This window comes from Prosthecobacter algae, from assembly GCF_039542385.1.
Taxonomy (GTDB): Bacteria; Verrucomicrobiota; Verrucomicrobiia; order Verrucomicrobiales; family Verrucomicrobiaceae; genus Prosthecobacter; species Prosthecobacter algae.
The window spans coordinates 683,243-700,373 of record NZ_BAABIA010000003.1 but is presented as its reverse complement, the minus strand read 5'-3'; the positions used below and the strand labels follow the sequence as shown (position 1 = coordinate 700,373).

Below are 17,131 nucleotides of genomic sequence, written 5' to 3'. Positions count from 1 at the left end.
ACTCCTCCGCCCCTCGAAGGATACCTTTGTCCAAGATCCTCATCACCTTGGTGGTCATCACAGCGGTGGGGGCAGCCGCGTTCTTTGTTGCTCAAGCCGTGAGGCATGATCGGCTGAAGCAGCAACTGTATGACGAAGCGCCAGCCCTATTCAAAGACGATCTCAAGCTGATAAATTCTCAAGGGCGGTCATAGGGATGGACCTCCGCGTCCCCTCTTGGCAGGGCGAGAGTGCTGAAATCAGAACGAAGTTTTCGGGGGCGGCTGAAGCCGGAACTCCAATACACTGACAAAAAAGCGCGGGTCCTTTCGGACCCGCGCTCAAGATTGTCAGAGGTGTGAGGGGCCGTTTTTTACGACCGCTTTCATCACTCGTAGCTGGCCTGCTGGCCTTTGAAGTCGCGCTTCTTGATCCATGGCATCAGGCTGCGGAGGCGAGCGCCGGTCTTCTCGATCGGGTGCTTCTCGCCGTCTTTGAGCAGCTTGTTGAAGGTCTTGTAACCGCTCTCGGTTTCCTTGATCCACTCCTTGGCGAACTTGCCGTTCTGAATTTCCTTCAGAGCTGCCTTCATGCGCTTCTTAACGCTGGCGTCAATGATCTTCGGACCGACTTTGACGTCGCCCCACTTGGCGGTTTCAGAGATGGAGAAACGCATGCCGGCGATGCCGGACTCGTTCATGAGGTCCACGATGAGCTTCAGCTCATGGAGGCACTCGAAGTAAGCCATTTCAGGGGAGTAGCCGGCCTCGACCAGCACTTCGAAACCAGCCTGCACGAGGGCGCTGGTGCCGCCGCAAAGAACGGTCTGCTCTCCGAAGAGATCGGTTTCGGTTTCTTCCTTGAAGTCGGTCTGGATGACGCCGCCACGGGTGCAACCCACGCCGTGTGCCCAAGCGAGAGCGATCTGCTTGGATTTTTTGGAAGGGTCCTGATAGATGGCGATGAGTCCTGGAACGCCTTTGCCTTCTGTGTACTGACGGCGGACGATGTGGCCTGGGCCTTTCGGGGCGACCATGATCACGTTCACATCCTTCGGTGGGACGACGGTCTTATAATGAATGGCGAAGCCGTGGCTGAACAGGAGGGTCTTACCCTTGGTCAGGTTCGGGGCGATGTCAGCCTTGTACACACCACCGATTTTGGTGTCAGGAACGGCGACGAAGATGACGTCGGCCAGCTTCACAGCTTCGGCGGTGTCATAAACTCTGAAGCCTTTTTCTTCAGCGACCTTGCGGCTCTTGCTGCCGGAATACAGACCGATGATGACGTTGACGCCGCTTTCCTTGAGGTTCAGGGCGTGCGCATGGCCCTGCGAGCCAAAGCCGATCACGGCGCAGGTTTTGCCTTTGAGAGGCGCCAGGCTGGCGTCTTTTTCAGTGTAGATTTTTGCGGGCATTAGTTGTGGGTCTGGTTAGAGGGCGCGCAGAGTGGTGCAACTGAGGGGGATGGTCAAGGAGGAGTTGACAGGCGGTTAGGCCGGGTGGAGTGCGCCGCTGCAGCCCATTCCGTCCTGCCGGACTGTTTGGCCAAGCCGCAAAGCCATACTTGCGAGGTCGGGATTTTGGCCTACATCGTTGTCATGAGACTGACCAAACGTGGAGAGTACGCCCTCCGCACCATGATCCGCCTGGGGGTCGCTGCCCGCAATGGTGAAGGGGTGATTTCCGTATCCTCCCTCGCCGAGCAGGAGCACCTGCCGTTTAAGTTCCTCGAAGCCATCCTTTTTGAGTTGAGGACTGCAGGCTACGTAGAAAGCCTGCGCGGCAAGCACGGGGGAGCCCGGCTGGCCCGCCCGATGAGTGGCATCAAAATGGGCGAAATCGTCCGCCTTATTGATGGCAAGCTGGCCCCCATCGGCTGCGCGAGCGAGACGGAATATGAAAAATGCACCTGCCCGGATGAGGAGCACTGCGGCCTGCGCATGCTCATGATCGATGTGCGCAATGCCATCGCCAATATCCTGGATCGCTACACCCTGGAGCATGTGGTGGAGGTGACGCTGCGGAAGCAGGAACAGTGCGGCACGACGAAGAAAAAGACTGCCAAAAAAACAGGCAAGTCGCGCCATGCTGATCCTGCCGATGGATTCCTGGCCGTGCTGCTGGACACGCCTGTGTAAAGGTGAAGACGCGGTCTAACGGTCATCTCGTCCTTGCTGATCAAGCCCGGCCCGCTTTCTGCCGCCGGGCTTTCCCATGCTTTGAACGACCTTTTTTTCAGGCCTGAAGAGCAATCCATGTCTGTTTTAAATCCTACTTGACGGGTGTAGATATGAAAGATAGGAATTAGGCGTCTATGAGTCAACACACCGCCGAAACAGAATCCGAAGCCTGGTTGGAAATCGTCCGTCAGAAAGTCGGCGCTATGCGTTTTGGCTCGGTGCAGATCATCGTCCATGAAGGGCGGGTGACGCAGGTGGAGAGCACGGAGAAAACCCGCCTCTCCTCTGAGACCACCCAGGTCCCCGCGAAGAAGTAGTCCCTTGCCGCTCACGCCATCATGAATATCTTTCCCCCTGTTCATCTCTCCCGCAGTCGCCACACCCCGCTGCGCATCGCCCCTTCACGCCTCATTTTGGAAAGCCTGCCACCAGACCAGGGAATCTACATTCCCAAGATCATCAGCAAACCGCTGAAGAAGGGCCAGGGCTACAAATTTGGCATCTTCGGCGGCATTCATGGCGATGAGGAGGCGGGTACGCTGGCCATTCAGGAACTGATCCAGTGGGCGGCGGAAAAGCCGGAGGAACTGCACGACTTCGAACTCCATTTCTTTCCCATCTGCAATCCGACAGGACGTAATCTGGGCATCCGCCACAATCAGAACGGCCTGGATCTGAATCGCGAATTTTGGTATGGCTCCATTGAGCCTGAGGTCATTTACCTGGAGAACGAGCTGCGCCGCGAACGTTACGACGGCATCGTCTCCCTGCATGCCGACGATGACTCTGATGGCTGCTATGGCTTTGTCAGCGGGGCTCTGCTCAGCGAGCACCTGCTGGAGCCTGCGCTGGCCGCCGCAGCGGAATCTCTGCCGCGCAATGAGCTGCCCATCATTGATGGTTTCCTCGCCTCCCGTGGCATCATCAAGGAAGGTTACCACGGCATCCTCAGCGCGCCGCCGGAGCAGCATCCGCGGCCTCTGGAAATCGTCTTTGAAACACCCGCTCTCTCGCCCATGCACCATCAGGTCAGCGCTACGGTGGCGGCGGTGAAGACCATTCTGGCGGAATATCGCCAGCTCCAGGCCTACGCGGCGAACTTGTAATCTCTCCCCCCCCCGGAGCGCGCCCTCAGCCTCAGATTTCGGTCTCGGGTCACCCCACCCGGTGCCCGCAAAAGATCTTTCCCATCCGAAGAGACTGAGGGCGCATGCCCTGCCCATGGGCGAAGTCAGCACCTGACCTTACACGTGCTTTTTTAGCGAGCTTGCTGGGCGGGGTTTCTGCTCGTCTTGGGTTCCATTCATTTCCCCCCCACTCGATGCTGCTGCTCCTCCTTGCCATCTCCGTCACCGTCCTCGCCGTCTCCTTCACCTGCTCCTTGACGGAGGCGGTGCTGCTCAGCCTGAATCCACTGGAACTGAAGTTGCAGGAGAAAAAGGGCATCCGCAGTGCGGGGCGCTGGTTGGAAATGAAGAACGCCATCGAGCGGCCTATCTCCGCCATCCTCGTCTTCAATACCCTGGCCAACACGGGCCTGGCTACGCTGGCAGGTGCCCTTTTTACCGGTATCTATGGGGCAGAGTGGCTGTGGGTCTTTTCCATCCTCATGTCCATCCTGGTCCTCTTTGGTGGGGAGATGGCGCCGAAGATCATCGGTGTGCATCATGCGGCCAAGTTTGCTCCCCGGCTCATCGGGCCTCTCACCGTCATGCTGCGCCTCTGCCATCCGCTGGTATTGCTGATGGAAAAATTCTGCGAACGGCTGAAGAGCCGCAGCACCGAAGGGCGCAACCAAAGCGACCAAATCATGGACATCATCACCCTGGTGCAGGCGGCTAAGGCTGAGCAACTGCTGCATAACCAGGAAGAGATCATCATGATCCATGCGGCCACCCTCAGCGCCCGGCGGGTGAAGACGGCCATGGTGCCGAAGGAAGCCGTGCGCGTCTTTGACGCCCGGCTCTCCCTTCTGGAAAATGTGCAGGCGGTGGGGCCCAAGTTGCATCGCAGCTATCCTGTGAGCCTGGATGGTACGCCAGACAGTCTTATCGGTTACATCCGCGTGCGCGAGCTCTTCGTTCAGAATCTCACCACCCCTGCCACGGCGGACTGGACAAAGCTGGTCCGGCCAGCGCTGCATGTGGATGGCAAGGCCTCCCTCACCCAGCTTCTGGCCCTCTTTTTGGAGGAGCAGGAGGTCGCCGCCTTGGTGGATGCCCCCGGTGCGCGCATGGCGGGATGGATCACCCTGGACGATGTGATGAAAGTTCTGATGGGCGCACGTGTTTAATTTGGCGCTTTTTGTTAGACGGACTCTCCGGCGACGAAGGTGGGCATCAGCCGGATGGCATTGGCGGGCACGGTATTCGTCTCTGCCAACTGGCGGACGACCAGGGCGATGCGGGTGGCCAGTTGCGCAGGCTGGATGGCGTAACGGGCGACGGTGGGACTGGTGGCATCCAGGATGGGATCGTTGTCCCGAGAGATCACGGCGATGTCTTGTGGGATGCGTTTGCCGCGGCGCATGAGATGCATCATGACGGTGAGGACCTGGGTGGCCCCGCCGACCACGTAGGCGGTGGGCGGTTTTGGTTGTCGTAGGGATTCGTCCAGCAAGGCGCAGAGACTGCTGGACTGGTTGTCATGCCGCAGTACATGCAGTTGGGCTCCGGGCATGTCCTTGAGGGCATCGCGCAGCCCCTCCTCGCTGGCGATGTCACCCCCGTACACATCTTTGAAAAGCACCAGGCCGATCTGTCGGTGGCCTTTGCGCCAGAGCAGGCCGCCCGCGTGGTGGCAGGCGGCGTGAAAGTCCACATCCACGGAGGGCAGGTTGATCCCTGGGGCGGAGGACCCCAGAATTAGGGAAGACAGTGGCTGCTTGCTGAACCACCGCTGCATGGGTTCCTGGGCGCTGAGCACCAGCCAAACTGAGGCGGGGTGGGTTGCTACAAACTGCGAGAGTACCCGCCCCGGGTTGGCTGTGTAGCAGGCTGGGTTCACGTGGAACTGCACCTCACAACCTGCGGCGGTGAGCTTGCTCCGCAGGCTGTCGATGACAAAGGTGATCCGTGAGGGTAGGGAAAGGAAAGAGCCGGGCATGAGGATGGCGACGACCTTTTTGGGCTCTTCGATCTCAGGTTTGCTCCGGCGGCCCTTGATGCGCCGCCGCTGTCTGTGGGCCACTTCCAGCCAGCCTTTGCGCTGCAATTCATCCAGGGCCGAACGGAGTGTGCGACGGCTGACCTGGAGGCTTTCGCAGAGTTCGCGCTCTCCTGGCAGCAGCTTTTGCCAATGGCCGTTTTTGATGCCTTCACAAAGGCTGTCTACCGTTTGGGCCACTAAGGATAGTCGCCGAGGAAGGCTGGGGGAGGTGGCGGCTTTTTTCTTCATCTGGATCCTTGAAGTGACCAGAATTAGACTCTTCCGACGCTGTGGTTTGGCAAACGAAAATCGCCACCTGTTTTGAAGGAAACGGAACTTTCATGGCCTTTCCCACTTTATGGCTGTGGGATGAGTAGCCTAACTATTTATGCCGAAGGTTTGTTGTGGGGCCGATGTCAACGTCGGCCAAATGGTTGAAATTTCCGCAGCCGGGCGTCTCATCTGTGCTGTCTTGCTCTCGTGCATCCGGCCAAAGCCGTCTCTCACCGCTCCCGCGCCACTCCCTTGATGTTAGACCGGCTCATTTCCCTCGTTCAATGGCCATGGCAATGCCCATGCCTCCGCCGATGCAGAGGGAGGCGATGCCACGCCGCAGGTCCAGGTCCTCCATGAGATGCAGCAGCGTCACCAGCACCCGCGCACCGCTACACCCCACCGGATGGCCGAGCGCAATGGCTCCACCGCGACGGTTCAATCGGCTCTGATCAAGTCCCAACTGCTGGGCGCAGGCCAGTGCCTGGGCAGCAAAGGCTTCGTTGATCTCCACAGCGTCCACTGAATCGAGTTCCCACCCGGCCTCTTCGCACAGACGGCGGATGGCATGTACCGGCCCCAGGCCCATGGTGGCTGGATCGCAGCCCACCGCGGAACAGCCGACAAGACGTGCCCGTGTTGTCAGGCTGTGTCGGGAGATGGCGGCCTCCGAAGCCAGCATCAGCAGGGCCGATCCATCGTTTACCCCCGACGAATTGCCAGCCGTGACGCTGCCGTCTTTGCGAAAGGCGGGCTTCAGTTTGGAAAGCTTCTCCAGGGTGGTATCTGACCGCGGATGCTCATCGTGCTGCACCATCCCCTCACGGGTTTCCAGTGGAACAATCTCGCGCTGAAAGGCCTCACGGCTGGCACTGGCCCCTTGCTGGCTGGCCAGGGCAAAAGCATCCTGGTCTGCCCGGGTGATGGCACAGGCATCTACAATGCGTTCGGCGGTTTCTCCCATGCCGATGTTCAGCACGGGATCCGTCAGGCCATCGGCCAAGATGGCATCCACCAACGAGCTGTTGCCCAGTTTGCAACCGCTGCGCAAGTCGGGGGCATAATGCGGGGCACGGCTCATGGATTCCACGCCTCCCGCCAGAACCAGAGCGGCCTCACCTGCCGCGATGGCATCTGCCCCCAGGGCCACGGCCTTCATGCCAGAGCCGCAGACCATGTTTACCACATAGGCGGGCGTGCTCTGCGGCAGGCCCAGGCGCAGCCCCAGTTGGCGTGCCACATTCATGCCTGCTCCCGCCTGCAGCACCTGGCCCAGGATCACCTGCTGAATGGCAGGCTTCAGCGGCTCTGGAACCATCGCCTGTGCCACTGGCAGGGCTAGGTCTGCCACAGAAAGTGAGCGCAGGCCGCCGCCCAGCCGACCAATCGGGGAGCGTTTTGCATCGGTGATGAAGACGGGCGTGGAGTAGATCATGAGAGAAGGGAAAAGCAGCCGTCAGGCATGGCGGAGACAGACTCGATAACAGGAGCGAACTCCATCTGGTCAAGGACCTGCTTTTGCAGATCCACCCCCGGGGCCAGTTCGATGAGCTTCAGCCCCTGCGCTGTCAGTTCAAAGACCGCCCGCTCCGTGACATAGATGACCTGCTGACCCCGATGGAGGGCGGTGGGGCCGTGAAAGCAGACATGCTGGAAACGTTTCACAAATTTGGCATGGCGGCCTTCTTTGACAATCACCAGCCGCCCATTCTCCACGGCCACCTCCAGATCTCCTGCACGCAAGGTGAGGCAAAAGACCAGGCGGCGCGCGCTTTGGACTATGTTGACAAAGCCGCCCACGCCCGCAAAACGCCCGGCAAAGCTGGCCACATTCACGCTGCCCTCCGCATCCACCTCCACGGCACCCAGCACGGCGATGTCCAGGCCGCCGCCATCGTAAAAGTCAAATTGAGAGGGCTGGTCAATGATGGCTTCCGGAAAATAGCTGCAGCCAAAGCTGAGGCCGGAAGCGGGCACTCCCCCGGTAGGGCCGCTCTCCACCGTGAGGGTAAACTCTTGCAGCCTTCCTGTCTCCGCGGCCACCATGGCGACACTTTCGGGTAGGCCGATTCCCAGATTCACAATGTCCCCCGCACGAATCTCCTGCAGGGCGCGTTGGCCGATGATTTTGCGCTCAGAAAAAGCCATCGCGGGCAGTTCAAAGGCCGTGTTACAGGTGCTCACATAGTCGGCATTGAACACCTCGCCGAATGTCTGGTCATGCTGCACCCCCTCGCTGGCCACCACGTAGTCCACCAGGATGCCCGGCACACGCACCGCTTTCGGATCTGGCAGGCGGTCCACGACTTTTTCCACCTGGGCGATGACGATGCCTCCATGGTTTTTGGCGGCCTGGGCGATGGGCAGCACCTCCCCCACCAAGCCTTCGCGTTCCATGCTTAAATTGCCGCGTGCGTCCGCATATGTGGCGCGGATGAGTCCCACATGCACAGGCACGGGCTTGTATCTCAGCCAAATCTGGCCGTCCAGCATCAGCCTTTCCACCAGAGGTTCTGTGGTGCGCGCATTCATCCGGCCTCCGGTCTGCGATGCGTCGATGAAGGTGTTCAGGCCGACCTGGGTGATCAGGCCTGGGCGCTTGGCGGCGATCTCGCGGAGGAGCACGCTCAGCACCCCCTGCGGGAAATTGTAGGCTTCGATTTCATTGGCCAGCGCCATGGCTCCCAACTTGGGCGCGAGGTTCCAGTGGCCGCCGATCACCCGCTTGATGAGCCCCCGATGGGCGAGGTGGTTCAGGCCGCGTTCGCCCCGGTCTCCTTGGCCGGCGCAATAGTACAACGTCAGGTCATTGGGCGTGCCCGTTTGCAGAAAGCGCCGTTCCAGTGCCGCCGTCAGCATCTCCGGATGTCCGGCACCCACAAAGCCACCAACCGCCACACAGGTGCCATCTGGAATGGCGGCGATGGCTTCATCTGCCGTGACGCAAAGAGCCGCCGCCCTCATCCGCGCCAGCCTCCGTTCACTTCCAGAGTTTGCCCTGTCACGTAGGAGGCCAGCGGCGAGCATAGAAACAGCGCCACGTTGGCGATCTCAGCCGTGCTGCCGAATCGGCCCAATGGGATGTTTTTGATCATCTCGGCACGCACGCTTTCCGGGATGGTTGCGGCCATCGCCGTATCCACCACGCCCGGGGCAATCGCATTGGCGCGGATGTTCCTTCGTGCCGCCTCACGGCTGAGCACCCGCATCATCGCCTGTACGCCTGCCTTGGCTGCCGCGTAGTTCGCCTGGCCGTAGAAACCCTGGATCGCCGCGATGCTGCCCATGCTGACGATGGCCCCGTTTTCACGCATGATTTCAAGCGCGTACTTGCAGCAGTGAAACACCCCCGTGAGGTTTACATCCATCACCGATTCCCATTCTTCATGGCTCATCTTGGCGATGGTGCGGTCGCGCAGGATGGCCGCGTTGTTGATCAGGTAGTCGAGACCGCCAAAGGTCCGCTGCACCTCCGTCATCATGGCCTGCACGGCTTCGGCATCCGCCACGTCTGCCATCACCACGGCTGCGCTCGTAGCGCGCAGCGCATTCAGTTCATCGGCGATCTTTTGGGCGTCTTCACCCGTGCTGCCCAGCCCTGGATGATTCAGCGCCACCGTGGCACCAGCCTGATGAAAGGTGCGGGCCATCTGGGCTCCGATACCCTGGGAGGCTCCAGTGATAAGGACAACTTTGCCTTGGAGGTCGATGCAATGGCTCATGGAAAAAGGAAGGGCTGGAAGTGCCTGGGATGCGGTCAGTGCGCGCCGTCAGGCAGTTGATTTAACAAGAATCGTGAGGCCGCAGGAAGAGCAAAGTGGGGGCTGTCAGGTCCGGGGAGTTTAAAGTTCATGCAGCACATCGGCGATGCGTATCATGGACCCGCCTTGCTCACGGCTGCGGATTCCGGCGATGATCACGGCCATCAGTTCCACGGTTTCATCAAATGGCAGCGGCCGCACCCCCGTCTGCAGCATGTGGATGAACGCCACCAACTGGGCCCGGAAGGCGTGATAAGTGTCGCTATGTTTCAGCGCGAGATCGCCTTTTGTTCCATAAAGGTGCACCGCGCCAAAGCTGCCATACGCATCATGCAGGGCACCCAGGGTCAACCTAACGCCGCTGTGGTGGGTGACGTGCATCACATCCCCGCCTTCATCACTGTGGGCCTGAACGCTGACAAATCCGGTGCCGAGGAGCGGCTCCACCGCTTCCAGTGCGTGGATGCCGTAACGCTCCCAAGTCTTGCAGGTGAAGCTGGTGATCCAGCGCAGATCGCCGAGGTGGGTGCGCTGGGATTCGCTAAGCCGCATCTCCGGTGCATAGCGTATGCCGCTGGTGGACAGGAGGGTTTTGCCCTCATGATGCCAATGGGCAAACTGGCGCAGATCAGCCATGTTGGTGGCCATTGGTTTGTCGACGAAGACAGGCAGTCCGGCTTCAATGAAGGGCCGCGCCCGGCGCACATGATCATCGCCATCGTCGGTGGCGATGATGACAGCATCCACCTCGCCAATCACATCCTCAGGTCGGGCCACGACCTGTTCTATTAGGCTGGCTGCGGCCACCTTGGGTGCATCGGCGGGATCGTCCGTCCAGATGTGCGTCACTCGGGCCCCTGGGATGCGGATGGCCTCCAGCGGCTGCCGTCCCATGTAGGCCGTGATGCCGGGGTAGGGGCACTTGGCCATCTCGGTCGGATTGTAGCCATTGATGATGCCGCTCCAGGAGTAAGGGTGGCCGTTGCCTTCGATCATTCCCAGCATGGCCAGACGGAGTTCTTTTGCTGGGGCGCTCATTCGAGGGTGATGGGGAGTTGAGTTGCGGAGGAACGCAGCGCGGCTTCATTGAACCGTAGCGTTTGCACCGCCTCTTCAAAAGTGCAGAGCGAGGTCTTTTTCCCTTCCATGACATCCTGGAAAGCATGGGCCTGGGCTGTGAAAAGCTCGTCCCTTTCCATTGGTGGAGTCACGTGCCAGGTCCAGTCGGCATCGCCATGTTTCATCACCCCCCAGCGCCGGTGATGGATCTCGATCTTCAGGCTGCCGCGCTCACCGTTGAGGAGCAGGGTGTTTTCGTTGGGGGCCTGAAATTGCGTCAGCGCATAGCTGGCCAGCACCTCGCCGTGGCGTGCGAGGATGTTCACCGTGTCTTCCACCGTCACGCCTTCCAAGGCCTGATGCGAGGCATCGCAAAAAACGCGTGTGCAGGGGCCGATGAGCCACTCCACCGCATTCATCACATGCGTCAGGGCATCCTGGATGGCGCCTCCTCCCAGATCGTGCCTCGCATAGTAGATGTCCCGGTAGGCCGGGCGGAAGGTCGGGAAATGCTGCCCTGAGGTGCTGCTGACGTGAAGGATTTTGCCCAATTCCTTTTGCGCCAGAAATTCATGCGCGGCCTTGAGCCACGGCATGAGGTGATAAACATAGGCCACCGCCACCTTTCGTCGGGTTTGGGCAATCGTCCGCCGAGTCTCCGCGACCAACGTCTGATCAATCGCGAGCGGTTTTTCGATGAAGACGTCCAGACCTTCGATCATCAGCCTATTCGCCAGTGGCAGATGAAGGTGGGCCGGGGTGCAGATGACGGCGGCATCGAACGATGAAGCGGCCAGGGCTGCATCCAGAGAATCATGAACCGTCAGCCCATAACGTTCCCTGATTGCGGCTGCCAGCGTTGGGTTCGTGTCGCAGGCGGCTACCAGACAGCGCCCTGTGTTCTGAAAGCAGCGCAGATGCCGCTCTCCAATGCTGCCGCAGCCGATGATGAGGATGGAATGCATGATTGTCGCAGACAAAACGCAGCAGCGAGCCGCAAACCTAATGGCAATCTTTGGTTACAAATGGATACCAGTGGACAAATGGACGTCAAAAGTTGGTTCTTCACAGCCACCACTCGACTTTGAGCGGCTTTGTTCTGAAGGGAAATCCATTCTTTGCGAACGAAGCCACCGCCTTCTTTTGTAAAAGTGCCGCTGGCCGGACTCGAACCGGCAAGGGAGTTACCTCCCAGCAGATTTTAAGTCTGCTGTGTTTACCATTTCACCACAGCGGCGTGCGGGTGAGAGAAATCACCTTAGCGGGAAATTCGCGGAGGCCAAAGGCAAAGTCAGCCGGAACCTGTTTTTCGGAAGTTTACTCAGATCGGCACGGTCTTTGAACCATCTTCGGTCCTGAATTTACTCCGTGAGATCAATGCCGAAGAGGGCAGAGAGGTCCGTACCCTGCAACTCACGGTCGGTTTGGCCGAGGCCTGCGGCAGAGGTTTCGCTGGCGGTGGCCAGCAGATCCGCCTGATCCACCCCACGTAGGGTGAAAAGGAGCTGTGGCTGGGAATCCAGCAAAATGCCCGTGCCATACAGCACCGCAGCCGCATGTTTGCACAGGTCCGCGTGGTCCGGGCAGGAGCAGTCAAAACGGATCTCGCCCGGCTGCGGGAACAGGCCGTCTTCCGGGTGCGAAAGCACCTGCATCAGCCCATCGCCCAGTTTCCCCGTCAGCAGGTCTAACAAAGAGTTCACCTGGCCCTGGCTGGCCTGGACGATCTCTTGCCAATGATCGGCCGCCAGTGGGCGGATGTGGATGAGCGTCTCGTAAAGCTCCGTCCCGGCCACCACGGCGCTGATGGTTCCGGGCTCCACAGTGAGATCCAGCACCTTGCCCTGGCGCAGGTAGCTGCGGCCGGCTGGCAGGCGTGCCTCATAGTGCTGGTAGTGGGCCAGATGTCGGCACCAGGCCTGGCCCCAAAAGCTCTGGCACAGGTGACGGCTTTTTTGCGGGGCCTCCAGTGGCAGCAGGGCCTCGCCTCGGGCGCGCCGTTTGGCGATCTCCCGCTGCACTCGCTCCGCCGCTTCCTGCGTCTCTTCCTGGTTCCATGACATGCGCTTTTTTAGCCCCGGCGCACCGGACTTGCCAGTGAAACGAGTGGCAGGTGGGGCAAAGCGTGGCCATGCTGGTGCCCATGACCCTGCGGGATAAACAAACCGAACTCATCGCCGACCTGAACCTCATCGAAAACGTTCAGGAGCGCCTCTCTGCCCTCACCTCTTTCATCCCAGCGGTGACGCTTCCCGAGACCCTGCGCACGGACGATCTCCTCGTCCCCGGCTGCGTTTCGCGCGTGTGGTTGCATGGGGAGCTGCGAGATGGGCGCTGCCATTTTCGTTGCGCGGCAGACTCGCCCATGGTCGCGGGATTAGTGGCTCTTTTGTGTCACCTTTACACGGATTCGGAACCGGCGGAGGTGGTGGCCGTAGAGCCTGAAATCTGGGTCGGATGCGCCTTCCATAAGGCTTTGTCGCCCACCCGGCTGAATGGACTGGCCTCCATGCGCACCCGCATGCGTGACTGGGCCGCTGCAAGCTCGCAGGTCCCCCAGGCGTAGTCCTTTGCCTATGCCTGTCAGCCGCCGCACCTTTTTCAAAAACACCTCCCTCGCCGCTGCCTCCGTCGCCTTTCCAGCGGTGGTAAAGTCTGCCAACCCGAACTCGAAGCTCCAGGTCGTGTCCGTGGGCGCGAATGGCATGGCCTTCAGCGACATTAAGAACATCGGCGCGCATGCGGCGGTGAAGTACGTGGGTTTTTGCGACATTGACAGCACCCGCTTTGATCAGGTGGACAAAGCCTTCCCGGGCACCCCACACTTTGCCGACTTCCGCGAAATGTTCGCGCAACTGGGCGATAAATTCGATGCCGTCTCCGTGGGCACACCGGACCACATGCATGCGAAGGCCTCTATCGATGCCTTGCGATTGAAGAAGCACGTGTATTGCCAAAAACCCCTCGCCCACACCGTGTGGGAGTCACGCCAAATGCGCCTGGAGGCGGAAAAAGCTGGCGTGACCACGCAGATGGGCAATCAGATCCACTCCGCCATCGAGTATCGCCTGGGCACCCGCCTGCTGAAGGAAGGGGCCATTGGGAAAATCAAAGAAGTATACTCTTGGGTGGCCGTGACAGGCAACGAGCGCAACAAGCGCCTGGACCCCATGCCGGGCAGCGCCGTGCCGAAAAATGTGAACTGGGACCTGTGGATCGGCTGCGCGCCCATGCGCGAGTACGCCGCCTGCTACCACCCCTTCATCTGGCGTGACTGGCAGGACTTTGGCGGTGGTGCCATGGGCGACTTCGGCTGCCACATCCTGGACCCCGTTTTCACGGCCCTGGGGCTGAATGCACCCCTCACCGTCACAGCGCGGAACAGCGGCATCAATCAGCATATCTGGCCCACCTCCGAAGAGGTGGAATTTGTCTTCCCTGGCAATGACCTGACGGCGGACAAAACCCTGAAAGTGACCTGGAGCGATGGTGGCCTGCGCCCCGACCGCAAGCTGGCCAAGATGCCGGATAACCTGGAACTGCCCAAGAGCGGCTCCCTCTTCATCGGTGAAAGCGGGAACATGGTCCTCGGTCACGTCGCCGGTCCGCGTCTGTACCCTACGGATAAATTCACCACCTTCAAATACCCGAAGGAAAAAGGCCTCAGCCACTGGCATGTCTGGGTGGATGCCTGCCTAACTAATAGTAAAACCAGCGATGGGTTCCACTACGCAGGTCCTCTCTCTGAGGCTGTGCAACTTGGCAATGTGGCCACGCGCTTCTGCCCCGGCCCCATTGACTCCCGCACGGGCGATCCTGTGGAGCCGAAGATCCTGGAATGGGATGCGGCCAACCTCAGCTTTAAAAACTTCCCCGAAGCTAACAAACTGCTGACCAAAACCTACCGCGAAGGCTGGGCGATCTGACTCAGCATTTGAAATGCTATTATGGCGGGTTGCATATTGCATCCTGTGCATGGCTGGACGGCACTTGCCAAAAGTGCCGATCCGAGCCAAAGGAATGGCTAATCCACCGAATGAAGATTGCCCGGCAATCGTCTGTGCTGGATGATCGTCGCCACTTCTCGCATGTCCTTGCGCCCTGCATCCACCGTTCGTGCCTCGTTCCCGGTCACTGCCTGGACACAGGTCGTGACTGCGCGGGAAGGGGATGAAGTGGCTTCCAAGGCTGCGCTGGAAGAACTCTGCAAGGGTTATTGGCCGGCCATCTACACCTACCTCCGTGCCCTCGGGTGCGACCGTGAAGAGGCCCTGGATGAGACCCAGGAATTCATGACCCACTTCATCCAAGGAGGGGGCCTTCACAATGTCTCGCCGGAACGTGGCCGCCTGCGGAGCTACCTCCGCCAGTCCCTGCGCAATCACCTCACCACGGTTCGTCGAGATGCGGCCCGGCAAAAACGCGGTGGTGGCAAAACTTTTGTGTCCCTGGATGATGTGGAGGTCTTCGATGTACCCAGTGAGCCGGATGCAGCGGACCAATGGTTTGACCGTCGCTGGGCCTGGGCGCTGGTGAAACGTTCCATGGATCGCCTGGAGGCACGGTATCAGCGTCGCAACCGGATGGCTGTTTTTTCCACCCTGAAAGAGGGCCTCATCTGTCCTGAACTTCTCAAGCCGTATGCCGAAATCGGCCTGACTCTGCAAATGACCGAAAACCAGGTGAAACTGGAAGTGCACCGTGCGCGCCGTCGTTTTGCCGAAGAACTGCGAGCGGAGGTCGCTGCCACCCTTGCTCCCGAATCCGATGCCGATGAGGAACTGCGTTACCTGATGAGTGTTCTGAGCTTTGAGTGAAACTGCCCCCAGTCTGACCGCCTGCCCGCGATGTGGCAAGGAACTGGCCCCCAAAATGATGGTGGGCGGCATCTGCCCCGCCTGTGTGGCCAGTACGATTCAGAAGAATCTTTTCGCCAGTATGGATGATGAGATTGAGGAAAAGGAGCCTCTCTCCCTCAATGTTCAGGGTTATGAAATTCAGGAACTCATCGGCGGCGGTGGCATGGGCGAAGTCTATCGTGCCGTCCTGACTGCCCGTGGCAAGGTGGTGGCCATGAAGGTGGTCTCCGGCAGGCTTACCCGGGACCCCGAAGTCACGGCGCGTTTCGAGGCCGAAGTTGCCGCCCTTTCCCAGCTCAGCCATCACCATGTGGTGCGTGTGCTGGATCATGGGGAGACGGTCAATGGCCGCCATTTCCTGGTCATGGAATATGTGGACGGCTGCGATCTGCGTCGCCTTCTTCGCGCCCAGCGGTTGGACCTTGAGCGCGCTCTGGATATTTTCCTCAAGGTGTGCGCCGGAGTTTCCCACGCCCACCAGCGCGGCCTAGTGCATCGCGACATCAAGCCCGCCAACATTCTCATCGGTGCGGACGGAACTGTGAAGGTGGCCGACTTTGGCCTAGCCAAGACACTGGTGGAAAACTCCACCGCCTACGGCTTTACCCAAACTCGCGATACCTTCGGCACCCCCTATTATGTGGCCCCGGAGGTCACCCGCAGTGCGGGTACGGCCGATGTCCGGGCGGATATTTATGCGCTCGGCGTTCTGCTTTATGAACTGCTCACCGGCTCCGTGCCCATGGGTCAGTTCACCCCGCTGTCACAAAAAACCGGCCTCAGCAAAAAGATTGATGCCATTGTTTGCCATGCCCTGGCGGATGACCCTCAGCGCCGCCTCTCATCGGTGGCTGAGATGGCAGCAGCCGTTGAGAAAATCGCCACGGAGCACCGCAGACGCCATGCCAAAAAAGCCCGCAGCCGCAGGGTTTTGGCCGTGGTTTCCATCTTCCTGATCATGGGTATTGGCGGGGCAGTGGGGGCCTGGATTCGCGACGGTCGGCTGACCTCCTATCATCCTCTTCGCAAGCTCAATGACCCCGGTCGCGCTACCCGCGACCAGGCTTGGGAAAACAGTCTGGGCATGGCTTTTGTGCCCGTCCCCGGCACCCAGGTTCTTTTTGCCCAGCATGAAACACGCGTTCGCGACTTTGCGGCCTATGTCCGCACACGGCAGGCGCTGCCGGACTGGAGCGGTAGGGCTGCATCAGCAGGCAGAGTTCCTCCCTCTGCCTCCACCACGAGCTGGGAACACCCTGGCTTCAGCCAGTCTCCAGACCATCCCGTCTGTGGTATGAGCCAGAGAGATGCTCGCTACTTTTGCGCCTGGCTCACCAATCAGGAAATCGCTGCTGGCTGGTTGAAGAAAAATCAGGCCTATCGTCTGCCCACGGATGCCGAATGGAGCCTGGCTGCTGGCATCACCCAAGATCCAGGCCCGGATGCCCCCCCGACTTTTTCAGCGGAGCCTCACATGTTACCTGCTGGCAATTTTGCAGGGCCAGAAGCGCGTCAGTATGCCCTGTGGCCTTCGCGGCTGGCGGCCGATGCCCCGGAAGATCCCTATCCTTGCACGGCCCCAGTGGGGAGCTTTCCCGCCAATGCCCTGGGCCTTTTCGATCTGCATGGGAATGTGGCTGAATGGACGGATACCCGCTGGGCCTCCGGGGCTAACCGTGTGCCGATTCACTACTACCTCCGTGGCGGATCCTGGGCCACGGGGCGCATTGTGAAGATGCGCCCAGATAGCCGCATGCACAGCAGTCGCTCTCGTGCCCAGCCAGACTTTGGTTTCCGGCTCGTGCTCGATCTCGATGTCAAACCTCAGCCGCCTCAGGCGCTGGATCCGCTGCCTGTGGACGGATGAATCG

General features: G+C 60.0%; 17 protein-coding genes and 1 tRNA gene. 9 read left to right on the top strand and 9 right to left on the bottom strand.

Features of this window, described 5'->3' with window-relative positions; genetic code table 11:
* The first annotated feature begins 26 nt into the window (after positions 1-26).
* Positions 27-194: a hypothetical protein gene (locus tag ABEB25_RS09560; protein WP_345736162.1), complete on the top strand. Its 168-nt coding sequence runs from the start codon at positions 27-29 to the stop codon at positions 192-194.
* Positions 195-367: 173 nt separating this feature from the next.
* On the opposite strand, the gene ilvC is transcribed toward ABEB25_RS09560, so the two are convergent.
* Positions 368-1,396 carry a ketol-acid reductoisomerase gene (gene ilvC / locus ABEB25_RS09555; protein WP_345736161.1) on the bottom strand — a complete coding sequence of 343 codons (1,029 nt, stop codon included), beginning with the start codon at positions 1,394-1,396 and terminating at the stop codon, positions 368-370.
* A 183-nt stretch (positions 1,397-1,579) separates the two neighbouring features.
* Between ilvC and ABEB25_RS09550 the strand changes: the two genes are divergently transcribed.
* The 4 genes from ABEB25_RS09550 to ABEB25_RS09535 all read left to right on the top strand — a co-directional run bounded on the left by ABEB25_RS09550 (position 1,580) and on the right by ABEB25_RS09535 (position 4,454).
* Entirely contained in the window at positions 1,580-2,119 is a 540-nt protein-coding gene (locus ABEB25_RS09550) for an RrF2 family transcriptional regulator (protein ID WP_345736160.1), read from the top strand.
* Positions 2,120-2,295: 176 nt separating this feature from the next.
* Entirely contained in the window at positions 2,296-2,478 is a 183-nt protein-coding gene (locus tag ABEB25_RS09545; protein ID WP_345736159.1) for a YezD family protein, read from the top strand.
* A 21-nt stretch (positions 2,479-2,499) separates the two neighbouring features.
* Complete coding sequence (locus ABEB25_RS09540) at positions 2,500-3,267, top strand: M14 family zinc carboxypeptidase (RefSeq protein WP_345736158.1); 768 nt, start codon at positions 2,500-2,502, stop codon at positions 3,265-3,267.
* A 215-nt stretch (positions 3,268-3,482) separates the two neighbouring features.
* Positions 3,483-4,454 (top strand): CNNM domain-containing protein, encoded by a 972-nt coding sequence (locus ABEB25_RS09535; protein WP_345736157.1) that lies wholly within the window; start codon positions 3,483-3,485, stop codon positions 4,452-4,454.
* Positions 4,455-4,468: 14 nt separating this feature from the next.
* On the opposite strand, the gene ABEB25_RS09530 is transcribed toward ABEB25_RS09535, so the two are convergent.
* The 8 genes from ABEB25_RS09530 to ABEB25_RS09495 form a co-directional block, all read right to left on the bottom strand.
* A complete protein-coding gene (locus ABEB25_RS09530; RefSeq protein ID WP_345736156.1) occupies positions 4,469-5,557 on the bottom strand; it encodes a substrate-binding domain-containing protein in 1,089 nt (362 codons plus the stop codon).
* Between the two features lie 292 nt (positions 5,558-5,849).
* On the bottom strand, positions 5,850-7,016 hold the full coding sequence (locus ABEB25_RS09525) for a thiolase family protein (protein ID WP_345736155.1): 1,167 nt from the start codon (positions 7,014-7,016) through the stop codon (positions 5,850-5,852).
* Positions 7,013-8,545 (bottom strand): acyl CoA:acetate/3-ketoacid CoA transferase, encoded by a 1,533-nt coding sequence (locus tag ABEB25_RS09520; RefSeq protein WP_345736154.1) that lies wholly within the window; start codon positions 8,543-8,545, stop codon positions 7,013-7,015. The genes ABEB25_RS09525 and ABEB25_RS09520 overlap by 4 nt, the downstream gene beginning before the upstream one ends.
* Positions 8,542-9,303, bottom strand: a complete 762-nt coding sequence (locus ABEB25_RS09515) for an SDR family oxidoreductase (protein ID WP_345736153.1) — start codon at positions 9,301-9,303, stop codon at positions 8,542-8,544. Before ABEB25_RS09515 ends, ABEB25_RS09520 begins: the two co-directional genes overlap by 4 nt.
* Positions 9,304-9,423: 120 nt before the next feature.
* Entirely contained in the window at positions 9,424-10,380 is a 957-nt protein-coding gene (locus ABEB25_RS09510; protein WP_345736152.1) for a Gfo/Idh/MocA family protein, read from the bottom strand.
* On the bottom strand, positions 10,377-11,366 hold the full coding sequence (locus tag ABEB25_RS09505; RefSeq protein WP_345736151.1) for a Gfo/Idh/MocA family protein: 990 nt from the start codon (positions 11,364-11,366) through the stop codon (positions 10,377-10,379). Before ABEB25_RS09505 ends, ABEB25_RS09510 begins: the two co-directional genes overlap by 4 nt.
* Before the next feature lie 187 nt (positions 11,367-11,553).
* Positions 11,554-11,638, bottom strand: a tRNA-Leu gene (locus ABEB25_RS09500).
* Between the two features lie 124 nt (positions 11,639-11,762).
* The gene (locus tag ABEB25_RS09495; protein WP_345736150.1) at positions 11,763-12,464 is read right to left on the bottom strand and encodes an SWIM zinc finger family protein; all 702 of its coding nucleotides are present in this window, start codon (positions 12,462-12,464) and stop codon (positions 11,763-11,765) included.
* A gap of 68 nt (positions 12,465-12,532) precedes the next feature.
* On the opposite strand from ABEB25_RS09495, the gene ABEB25_RS09490 reads away from it, so the two are divergent.
* The 4 genes from ABEB25_RS09490 (at position 12,533) to ABEB25_RS09475 (ending at position 17,127) form a co-directional block, all read left to right on the top strand.
* Entirely contained in the window at positions 12,533-12,967 is a 435-nt protein-coding gene (locus ABEB25_RS09490) for a SufE family protein (RefSeq protein ID WP_345736149.1), read from the top strand.
* A 10-nt stretch (positions 12,968-12,977) separates the two neighbouring features.
* Positions 12,978-14,327: a Gfo/Idh/MocA family protein gene (locus ABEB25_RS09485; protein WP_345736148.1), complete on the top strand. Its 1,350-nt coding sequence runs from the start codon at positions 12,978-12,980 to the stop codon at positions 14,325-14,327.
* A gap of 162 nt (positions 14,328-14,489) precedes the next feature.
* Complete coding sequence (locus tag ABEB25_RS09480) at positions 14,490-15,218, top strand: RNA polymerase sigma factor (RefSeq protein WP_345736147.1); 729 nt, start codon at positions 14,490-14,492, stop codon at positions 15,216-15,218.
* On the top strand, positions 15,211-17,127 hold the full coding sequence (locus tag ABEB25_RS09475; protein WP_345736146.1) for a bifunctional serine/threonine-protein kinase/formylglycine-generating enzyme family protein: 1,917 nt from the start codon (positions 15,211-15,213) through the stop codon (positions 17,125-17,127). The genes ABEB25_RS09480 and ABEB25_RS09475 overlap by 8 nt, the downstream gene beginning before the upstream one ends.
* Positions 17,128-17,131 lie beyond the last annotated feature (4 nt).